Source organism: Bradyrhizobium sp. LeoB3, from assembly GCF_055456055.1.
The window spans coordinates 1-10,158 of the sequence record NZ_JBVBEF010000164.1; the positions used below are offsets into that span (position 1 = coordinate 1).

9 protein-coding genes and 2 pseudogenes are annotated in these 10,158 nt (G+C 59.6%); 3 read left to right on the plus strand and 8 right to left on the minus strand.

Annotated features, from left to right (window positions below; all coding sequences use genetic code 11):
• Positions 1-2,954: formate dehydrogenase subunit alpha (locus tag ACZXDY_RS43010; protein ID WP_464349664.1), on the minus strand; the 2,954-nt coding region annotated here is incomplete at its 3' end.
• An 11-nt stretch (positions 2,955-2,965) separates the two neighbouring features.
• Positions 2,966-3,175, minus strand: a complete 210-nt coding sequence (locus ACZXDY_RS43015) for a hypothetical protein (protein ID WP_464349665.1) — start codon at positions 3,173-3,175, stop codon at positions 2,966-2,968.
• A gap of 323 nt (positions 3,176-3,498) precedes the next feature.
• Here ACZXDY_RS43015 and ACZXDY_RS43020 point away from each other — a divergent pair.
• Positions 3,499-3,612, plus strand: a pseudogene (locus ACZXDY_RS43020) ((2Fe-2S)-binding protein); the annotation flags it as partial.
• An 84-nt stretch (positions 3,613-3,696) separates the two neighbouring features.
• On the opposite strand, the pseudogene ACZXDY_RS43025 reads toward ACZXDY_RS43020, so the two are convergent.
• Both ACZXDY_RS43025 and ACZXDY_RS43030 read right to left on the minus strand, forming a co-directional pair.
• Positions 3,697-4,101 (minus strand): annotated as a pseudogene (locus ACZXDY_RS43025) (MBL fold metallo-hydrolase); the annotation flags it as partial.
• A 176-nt stretch (positions 4,102-4,277) separates the two neighbouring features.
• On the minus strand, positions 4,278-5,453 hold the full coding sequence (locus ACZXDY_RS43030; protein ID WP_464349666.1) for an alkene reductase: 1,176 nt from the start codon (positions 5,451-5,453) through the stop codon (positions 4,278-4,280).
• Between the two features lie 84 nt (positions 5,454-5,537).
• Between ACZXDY_RS43030 and ACZXDY_RS43035 the strand changes: the two genes are divergently transcribed.
• Positions 5,538-5,999, plus strand: coding sequence for a winged helix-turn-helix transcriptional regulator (locus ACZXDY_RS43035; RefSeq protein ID WP_080664196.1), 462 nt, complete (start codon positions 5,538-5,540; stop codon positions 5,997-5,999).
• A 71-nt stretch (positions 6,000-6,070) separates the two neighbouring features.
• Here the strand turns inward: ACZXDY_RS43035 and ACZXDY_RS43040 are convergent, their stop codons facing one another.
• From ACZXDY_RS43040 to ACZXDY_RS43055, 4 genes are all read right to left on the minus strand, one after another.
• Positions 6,071-7,048, minus strand: a complete 978-nt coding sequence (locus tag ACZXDY_RS43040) for a nitrilase-related carbon-nitrogen hydrolase (RefSeq protein WP_464349667.1) — start codon at positions 7,046-7,048, stop codon at positions 6,071-6,073.
• Between the two features lie 68 nt (positions 7,049-7,116).
• A complete protein-coding gene (locus ACZXDY_RS43045) occupies positions 7,117-7,542 on the minus strand; it encodes a MarR family winged helix-turn-helix transcriptional regulator (protein ID WP_245287694.1) in 426 nt (141 codons plus the stop codon).
• Between the two features lie 241 nt (positions 7,543-7,783).
• Complete coding sequence (locus ACZXDY_RS43050; RefSeq protein WP_028169187.1) at positions 7,784-8,197, minus strand: cupin domain-containing protein; 414 nt, start codon at positions 8,195-8,197, stop codon at positions 7,784-7,786.
• Positions 8,198-8,217: 20 nt separating this feature from the next.
• Entirely contained in the window at positions 8,218-8,916 is a 699-nt protein-coding gene (locus ACZXDY_RS43055; RefSeq protein WP_464349668.1) for an alpha/beta fold hydrolase, read from the minus strand.
• Positions 8,917-9,079: 163 nt separating this feature from the next.
• Between ACZXDY_RS43055 and ACZXDY_RS43060 the strand changes: the two genes are divergently transcribed.
• Positions 9,080-9,913 (plus strand): winged helix-turn-helix transcriptional regulator, encoded by an 834-nt coding sequence (locus tag ACZXDY_RS43060; protein ID WP_464349669.1) that lies wholly within the window; start codon positions 9,080-9,082, stop codon positions 9,911-9,913.
• Positions 9,914-10,158 lie beyond the last annotated feature (245 nt).

Sequence of the window (10,158 nt, forward strand, 5' to 3'; positions counted from 1 at the left end):
TACGCGGCCCTGATCTGGCAAAGCGTCGCCTTCGGCTCCTGCATGCCGGTTGCTGGGTCGTAGCCATAGGTCGTCAGAGTATTCACGCTTTCGCCGAGCACGATCGGATCGGCGCCCTTCGGATATCTGGCGCGGAGGTCGGCGCCCTCGAACCAGCCAGCGAAGTGATAGGGCATCCAGGCGACGCCCTTGCCGACGCGCTCGGTGACCATCGCCTTGACACGGGTCCGCGAGCTGTTCTCGGCACCCGTCACCCACACCCAGCCGCCGTCCTTGATGCCGCGCTCGGCGGCGTCGGCCGGGTTGATCTCGACGTACATGTACTGCTTCAATTCAGCGAGCCACTTGTTGGAGCGCGTCTCCTCGCCGCCGCCTTCATATTCCACAAGCCTCCCGGAGGTCAGAATCAGCGGAAACTGTTTGGCGATGCCCCTGTCGACGGCAGACTTCTGCACAGTGAAGCCGATATTAGGTACGCGGAACTGTCTCGCATCCGGTGACGTCGGATAGTCCGCAACCAGATCGGGGCGCGGAGTATAGATCGGCTCGCGGTGAACGGGAATTGGATCGGGCAAATTCCAGGCGATCATCCGCGCCTTGCCGTTGCCAGACGGCGAACAGCCGTGTTCGATCGACACACGCTGAATGCCCCCGGAAAGATCGGTCGACCAGGACACCACATCGGGATTGGCCGGATTCACACGTTGGATGATTTCCATTTCCTGCGCGGTGAGATCCTTGTCCCAACCGAGTTTCTTCAGCACGGCCAGGGTGAATTCCGGGTATCCATCCTTGATTTCAGAACCGACTGAATAGGAGCCTTCGGCAAGCAGGTTGTCGTGTTCTTCCTTTTCGACTTCCTGTCCGTTCTCCATCACCTTGCGTTTGACGATGCGTTCGACGCCGAACCGGGCGCGGAAAGTGCCGCCGCCTTCCTTCACCGAAAGATTGTTGTTGTAAAGGATCGGCGTGCCCGGATGCCTGAACTCCGGCGTGCCCCAGCATGGCCACGGCAGGCCGTAATAATCTCCACCAACCTCCGGATCGTCTTTCGGCGCTCGCAGGGTGACCAGATCGAACTTGGCCTGGTTCCTCATGTGCGCCTTGAGCCGTTCCGGCGACTGCCCGCAATAGCCCGTTGACCAGCCGCCGCGGTTGATTTCGCGTAGAATATCTTCCGCCGACACGGCGTTGTTTTCGACCTTGATGTTCTTGAACATCCGGTCGGCGAAGCCGAGCTTGCGGGCGAGCAGGTACATCGTGTCGTAGTCGTTTTTCGCCTCGAAGACGGGATCGACGATTTTCTCGCCCCACTGCAGCGAGCGGTTCGAGGCGGTACGCGAGCCATCCATCTCGAAGCTGGTGCAGGCCGGCAGAAGGTAAGTGCCGTCTTTGCGTTCTGAGACGACCGACCATGCCGTGGGATAAGGATCGCAGACCACCAGCAGATCGAGTTTCTCCATGCCACGCCTGGCTTCCGCCATCCGGGTAATGGTATTGACGCCATGTCCCATAATGAACATGGCCTGCACATTGTCAGGCTGGCTCACCTGGTCTTTCGGCAGCAAGGTCGCGTCGAACCAGCGCGTACTCGGAATACCCGGTGTTTCCATCAGCTTCTTGTTCGGGAAGCGCGAAGCCATCCAGTCGTAGTCCACCTCCCAGACACCGCACCAATGGCGCCAGGCGTCTTCAGCAAGGCCGTAGTAGAGCGGCAGCGTTGTCACATCGAGACCAAGATCCGTCGCTCCCTGCACGTTGGTGTGGCCGCGGAAGATGTTGGCGCCGGCGCCGGCCATGCCGACATTGCCGGTGGCAAGCAGCAGAATGCAGCTCGCACGGACATTCGCCGTGCCGGTCGCGAACTGGGTCTGCCCCATCGCCCAGATCAGGGTTGCGGGCTTTTCCTTGGCGAAAAGTTCGGCGATGTGCTTGACCTGCGCTTCAGGCAGACCTGTGACGCGTTCAACTTCGGTGGGCGTCCACTTCGCCACAGCTTTGCGGATTTCGTCGACGCCATATACCCGCTGACGCAGATATTCCTTGTCCTCCCAGCCGTTCTGGAAAATGTGCCAAAGCATGCCGAAGATCGTCGCGATATGAGTGCCGGGACGCACGCGGACATATTCGGTTGCGTGCGCGGCGGTCCGTGTCATGCGCGGATCGATGACGATCATGTTGGCGCGGTTCAGTTCCTTGCCCTCAAGGATATGCTGAAGCGAAACCGGATGTGCCTCAGCAGGATTGCCGCCCATGATCATAATGGTCTTGGCATTGCGGATATCATTGTAACTGTTCGTCATCGCGCCAAAGCCCCAGGTATTGGCTACGCCGGTGACCGTAGTGGAATGACAGATACGCGCCTGATGATCGGAATTATTGGTTCCCCAGAAGGCGGCGAACTTGCGATTGAGATAGGCAGCTTCGTTGGTGAACTTGGCCGATCCCAACCAGTACACCGAGTCCGGTCCAGACTTCTGGCGGATCTCAAGCAGCTTGTCGCCGATTTCGTCGATCGCCTTTTCCCAGGAAAGCCGCACCCATTGACCGTTGACGAGCTTCACGGGGTAGCGCAAGCGGCGCTGGCCTAGTACGTCGTCACGCACCGCCGCGCCTTTGCAGCAATGCGATCCTCGATTGATCGGGCTATCGTAGTCCGGTTCCTGGCCGATCCACACGCCATTTGCGACGAGTCCGATGACCGAGCAACCGACCGAACAATGGGTGCAGACATTCTTGCGAGTTATAACCGCGGCCCCCGTGGGAGGTGGCGGACCAGCCTCGGCTTTGCGCACGCCGCCGAGCGGGAGATTGCCAAGCGCAGCCAACGCTCCGGCGGCGACGCCGGAGCGCTTCAGGAACGTCCGACGATCCAGGTCATTACTTGTTTCACCCGCCTGCGCGGCGGCCACCCTTCCGCGATACCGATAACCTTCCGTCCTCTTGATCAACATGGACGTCTCCTTTATCGGGTCGGATAACTGTTGACGCGGTAGAAGTCTCTGACCTCCGTGGAGCTGGCCCGGTAGCGCGCCTTGGGCTTATCTTTGAGATCGACGGATTTGGCGGCAGTCCGTTCAGGCACCACGGCGCTCGCGGCCGCTGCTCCAGCGCCGGCAACAGCAAAGCTCAGCAGATCGCGCCGGCGGATAATTGTGTTGAGGCGTTCCTTCATGAAGGCCGCACTCCCCACTCGAGCTGCGGCTCCATCGCCCGCACGCAGCTCGCCTTTGACTTCGCTGAAGTAAGTTACCACGCAAGTACCACGCTTTCAATCGCTCCAAGGAGGCGCGGTTACGGCCCGCGCGAAATTTTTCTTGTGAAGGCATCCAATAGAAGCCAGAAGCGTTAGGTAGGCTCGAAGATGCAGCCAGAATATTCTGCCTCGAGACGCATTCAGATGAATGCTCGACTTCACGGTGCATGGGCCGAGTAACCACGATGGCGCGAAGAAGCACGACGCAACGAAGCAGGAATCCTCTTCCGGTACCCGACAAGATGTCGGTAGCGATGATCGTCAACGGTGTCGAAACTCAACTCAAAGTCACGCCATGGACTACGCTCCTCGAGTTGCTGCGCGACCATCTGGATCTGACCGGCACCAAGAAGGGTGAAGCAGCCATGTCACAAACTCCCTTGGGTAGGCTAAAGCAAAGCGAAGGGCGCATCTCATTTGTTGATGACTAAGCGACGACGTCACACTCCTTCGTAGACAAGCCGAGTGAAGAAATCGGCGTCGATGACGAACTGTCCCCACTTCGTATCGAAGGCTGCGGTTGGCTTCGCAACTACGACCTCTTCTCGGGACTTGCCCTGCTTTTTTAAATTGGCCACCTTGTCTCGGATGGTCACGAGCATATCCCTGCATTCTTTGAGTTCAGCTTTATTGCTCACGGGTTTGCCGTGGCCGGGAATGATGATCGTATCGTCAGCCACGCGGGCAAGATTCTCCTCCGTTGCCTTGATCGTCCCGTCGATGCTTCCGCCCGTGGAATAGTCGATAAACGGATAGATCCCGTTCCAGAACGTGTCTCCCGTATGCAAGACGTTTGCCTCAGAGAACAAGACCGAGATGTCACTGTCCGTGTGGGCTGGCCATGCCCGTTTTGTCATGATGTCTCTACCTCTCGTGAACAAGGGCGGCCAAGCGCACCTGACCCGGATTTACGGGGGAGATCAGGACGACCTCGTCAGCGACGCGCGGCCGGGTTTCGTGGTCGACCAGCAGGGGTCCGCAGAATTGCCCGGCGCAACGCCTGCTCGTCCCACCGCCGCGGTCAGGCTGCGTCGCGTGCAGCCCTGATCGGATAAGCAGGGAAGTCCGTGAAACCCACCTCGCCGCGTCGGGTGTAATAAGTTGATCGGTCGGCCTCGGCCAACGGCCAGCCGTGCTTGAGACGCTCAACAAGGTCCGGGTTTGCGATATATGGTCTGCCGAAGGCGATCAGGTCCACCAGCCCGGTGTCGAGCGAAGCTTGGGCGCGCTCGCGGTCCTTGAAGCCGCCACACCAGATGAAGGCGCCAGGAAACGCCGCCCGAGCCTTGGCAAGCAGAGCGTGGTCGAGGTACCGAGGTTTGAACTCCGCCGTCTCCATATTTCCTTCGGGCATCAGCTCGTAGAGCAGATGGATGTATGCCACGCCGCGTCGCCCCAATTGCTCGGCAAGGTACAAAAACGTTTCCTCGACAAGCGGCTCCGGCGGCATGGAGTTGTACTTGCCGAACGGAGACAGGCGAACACCCACGCGCCCCGGACCGAATTCAGCCACCACTGCATCGACGACTTCCATCAGGAAGCGCGTACGATCTTCCATGCTGCCCCCGCCGTAGCGGTCGGTGCGCGTATTGAGCACCGAGTTCATGAACTGGTCGAACAGATAGCCGTTGGCTGCATGGAGTTCGACACCATCGAAACCGGCGTGCCGTGCATTGGCGGCGGCTTTGGCGAAGGTGCCCACCATGGCCGACACCTCATCCGTGCTGAGGGGCCTCGGCGTCTCCGCAGGCATATAACCCAACCGGCCGTCCGGACCGTGGGCAAACACCGACGAGCCCTCGGCCCGTTGCGCGGTGACACCCACCGGGGCCTGGCCGTTCGGCAGAATCGAGGAATGGGCCATCCTGCCGACGTGCCACAACTGCAGAAAGATCGTGCCGCCATGACGGTGAACCTCATCGGTCACCAGACGCCAGCCCTGCATTTGGGCTTCGGAGTGAATTCCGGGTGTCCTCGCGTAACCGTGGCTGGACTGATCCACGTCGGCGGCCTCGGTAATGATCAGACCGGCACTGGCCCGCTGGCCGTAATAGGTGGCGATCAGCTCGTTCGGGAGGTCACCATCGGTCGGGAGGTCGCCTTCAGACGTTCGCGTGCGAGTCATGGGCGGCATGACGATGCGGTTCTTCAGCGGAACAGTGCCGCCAAGCAGTTGAGATTCGAATAGGTCAGTCATAGCTTTTCCCTCGGTCGGTTGCCATCGAAGGTTTACTTTTCGGCAGCCGTACCCATCTACACACCGTTTAGTCAGTGGTGGCGAATGAAGATCATGAAGAGACTGCCGGGCTTGCCGGCCGAGCGCGCGCTAGGCGTCTTTTCGGGACGCTGGAAGGCGGTCATCCTTCATGTGCTGTTGGATGGCCCGCAACGCACATGCGAGCTGGAACAGCGCATCACCGGCATCTCGCAGAAGGTGTTGCTCGAGCAACTGCGAGCGCTTGAGGAACACGGAATGGTGAGCCGGCAGCCCAGCGCCGGACATCGTCAGGGCATCGAATACCTGCTCACCCCGCTCGGCGAAAGCCTGCGGTCCATCTTGGAGGCGGTCATCGAATGGGGAGCCCATCACGCCAAGGAGCTCGATGAGGTCCATAGGCTTCTGCCATGCGACGCTGTCGTTCGAGATCGCACTGTCCGAGAGGTTCAGGCGCATTCCTCATTACGTGAGCCCCGCGCGACACCGCGTCCAGGCGTATCGTTGTCGCGCATCCGCCGTCCATAACTCCCGATCGGAAAGGCCCTTCGTTAGCTGATCTTTTGCGCGACGCTGGCCCGTCAAACACATCGTCGACCTCATGCCTCGACAAACTCCTGAACCGAGGCTCCGCGACCATGCCCGCTGCGTTCATGAAGATGCTGCGTTGGGCTGCGGTCGATAAGCAAACTGACCAGTTCCGGCCGGCTGTAATGACCGCGGGAATCCATCAGGCGTTTCCGCTGATCAATAAGCGCGAAGTCGAGATCCGCGATCACTTCACCCTCGCCCGAGCGAAGCGGCTCTCCGATCAATTGCCCATCCGGCGACACGATTGCGGTGAAGCAACCTCCCGAGATCGGCCCTATGCTGCAGCCAGTATCCTCCATGATTTGTGCCTGCTGGTCTGGGCTGAGCCAGGCGGTCGCATTGACCACGAAGCATGCCGATTCCAGCGCATGTTGCCGGATATTGACCTGCGTTTGTTCCGAGAACAGGTCGCCTGCAAACGAGCCGGGATACATTGAGGAATGGATCTGTTCGCCGTCGGCCATCAAGGCATAGCGCGCGAGCGGATTGTAGTGCTCCCAGCAAGCGAGCTGCCCGATACGCCCCACCGCGCTGTCGACAGCACGCAAGCCCGACCCGTCGCCCTGTCCCCAGATCATGCGCTCGTGGTAGGTTGGGGTCGTTTTCCTGCGGCGTTGAATCAGAGTCCCATCGGAGTCAAACAACAGTTGTGCGTTGTATAGGCTTCCTCCGTCACGCTCGTTGACGCCGATCGACGCGACCAAGCCAGCTTGCCGGCACGCCTCGCCGATTGCGGTTGTGACTTCCGAGGGAACGGTGACTGCCTGATCGATCAACCGAAGATGTTCCTTACCGAGATTGAGCTGAAAAGCGGACTGCACGAACGAGAAGTAGGGATAGTACGGAATGATCGTCTCGGGGAACGTCGCGAACTGTACACCTTGACGTCCGAGCTCGGCGATTTTTTCAACTACTTTTCCCACCGTACCCTCACGGCTATATAGGACCGGACTGATTTGCACCGCGGCGGCTCTAACTTTACTCATGGATTGTACCTCCTTATGTTGTATCTACAACTGAATGGGCAAAAGGCTTCCTCTACGCGCTCAAGCCGTCAGAGTCCCTTGGCAATACTCTTAACGGCCGCCACACCACTCTCGCCCAGCAGATCCTTTCCGAGCTTTTGGGCAGCGCGCCATGCTGGCGCGGCCTCGCTCAGCAGCTTTCTCCCTGCCTTCGTTATCGCGATTGCCCGGCCCCCCCGAGAATTGGAAGCCGCCGTTTCCATGATCCAGCCTTCTGACAGCATCAGCTGAAGATTTCGCGTTAGCGTCGATCTTTCCTGATGATTTTGCCGGCCGATCTCGGCGCGGCTCGCCTCTCCAAGCCGTGCGATGACGACCAGGAGAGAAAACTGAGGTGCGTTGATGCCGAATGGTCGAAGGTGCTGATCATAGATACTAGTGATAACCCGTGAAATCTGGCGCGTCCGCGTCAGTAGACACTCACGATTTATCTCGTTCGCCAAAGCGTCGATCATTTGCATTCCACTGCTATAACTCACTTAAATTAGTGTATATGCAACACAAATCAACGGATTGCTCTCCAAATCGTGAATATGTTCTCGCAGTCGTCCCACCCACTGGAACCATGGCCGGACCGGGGCGCGCCAACGTGTAACCGACTTAGGTCAGTCGCGGATATACGGTACCCGACGGTGATTGAGCGCAAGAGACACGTCCTGTGCTGGCGCGCTTGAGGATCAAGGCTGCGCGGGTCGATCACTTGCGGATGTCGATGTTCTTCTGCCCCCTTTCGACTTGGTCAATGACAAGCAACTTGACCGGCTCCAAGCCCTCAGCCCTGCCTGTGTGCCACCGCTCTATCGCCTCAACGACAAAGTCGCCAGGTCCGTAAACGTCGCTTCTACCGGTTGCGGTGTAGGTCACACGAAGCTGCCCGGACAAGACATACCCGTATCGCGGGTACTTGTGCTGATGTTCTGGCAGGACAGTGCCTGGACGGATCTCGTACACAGACACAGTCACCTGTGGGTCGTCTAGCGACAGGACAAGGGGTTGGTCAATCGCAGTTGTCGAAGTCGACAAAATCGGCTTCTCCACGATGCCATTCTCACCCGCTCGCAGCGGCGCCGCTAGTAGCATTATAACTGAACCTAGGTATGCAAACTTCATCGCAAGCTCCTGTCGAACTTTCACCGATGCTGTAGCAGCTGGACCGTCAGCTCTTTTGGCATGTCGAGCATCACATCATGTCCGCACGCAAGCTCCGCCTGCCACCAGCGGCGCTCTCCTGCCTGGGTGAAAAATTGCCTGAATGGCCCCTCAAAGCCGGCCGCCAGAATGTATCCGATGGCTGGGACGCCATCGCAGGCCCCGCTGATCTGCGCCGGCACTTCAAAAGTGGACAACGGGTGCATCGTGCACTGTCGGTCCACCCACTCGGCATCTGCCGCGTTGACCGCGAACGACCGCGCCGGGGGTGGCGGGACCTTCCAACCATCGCCGTTGGCCACAGCCAGCTCCCGGTACCTCCTGCCGCTATCAGGCAAGTAGTCAAAAAGGGCTTTGCCGTTGTCAGGCACGAAAGCATCGAGATAGACAAGAGAGCGAACCCGGTCCGGCATACGGTCGGCAACGTGACGCGCGACGACTCCGCCGTAGGAGTGTCCCACCAGGACGATTTCGCGCAGGTCTTCAAAAATCATGAGGTTGGCGACATCTGCGATGTGGGTGTCGAGGCCGACATCGCGGCTCAAGAGATGCGAGCGTTCTCCAATGCCCGTCAGCGTTGGCGTAAATACCCGGTGCGCTTCCGACGCCAGCAGGCCGCGCACGCGACTCCAACACCAACTGCCATGCCACGCTCCGTGGATTAGGACGTAATCTGTCATTGCGATGTATTCCTTGCGATATCGGCGCCGAACACGAGACGACCTGAAGGTGAAAGGGACCGCGCAAATAGCGGCATCGCGCCGACATGTGGAGGAGGCGCCTCCTTCTGCCTAGTCTGTTTTTCATACTTGAAGTTGACCCGCGGGTGACTACATCGCGCGCATGTCAACCGATTACGGTCAGTTCTGTCCGGTCGCAAAGGCATCGGAGATTTTCGCCAACCGCTGGACTCCGCTCATCGTGCGCGAGCTGATGGCTGGCTCACTCTCTTTCAGCGACATCCATCGCGGCGTGCCGCTGATCTCCCGGGCCGTCCTGGTCGCCCGGCTGCGTGAGCTGCAGAACCACGGTGTCATTGAACGCCGGCCGCGCTCCGATGGCGCCGGTCATGAGTACTGGCTCACGCCCGCCGGCGAGGACTTGCGTGCGGTGGTGGAAGCACTCGGCCAGTGGGGAATGACCCACACCCGGGACCGGATCAAACGTTCCGATCTTGATCCCGCCCTCCTGATATGGGGATTGCGCAGGCGTGTTGATCTGAGCGCGTTGCCGGATCGCCGCATCGTCCTGCGCTTCGAATTTTCTGGCGTGCCGGCGAGCCGTACGAAATTCCGAATCATGTGGTTGATCCTCGGACGATCGGGTGTCGATGTATGCATGAAGGACCCGGGATTTGCCGTCGATCTTACACTTCGCGGCAATATCCGCGATTACGTCGAGGTCTATCTTGGCCATAGGAAATGGCGCGACGCAGCCCGCACGGCACTGCAGTTCGATGGCGATCAGCGGATTGCGAGCGCGTTCCCTGTCTGGCTGCGATTTGAAACGGTAAGCAACCGAAATACTCCGGCCCTGCACTTCGCTGCGCGGCCTGTTTCCGTTGAGACCGATCATTCGGATCGGCTGCCGTCCCGGCCCCGCGGAATGCGGGCTCGGTCGCCCGGCGGTTCGCGCGCGACAGATCGCAGGCGCGCGTACGACTCGCGGTCACCGTAACGCCGTCCTTGGCTCGGTTGTTCGTTATCCCTGGAGTGATCTCGAGCGGGGGCCCGCTGCAACCTCCCGGGGGACATTAGCCGCCCGTCTGGTTGTCTCGAGTCCCCCCGACTCTCATGGGCCAGCTAAGATGCGCGAACCAGCCCGACCTCGATTTCGCTCCGAGGACCGCTAGACTGTATGTCCCCTCCACAAAATGAGGCGACTCACCCTCAATGTTGCGACGAGGGTTGCCTGGATGGACC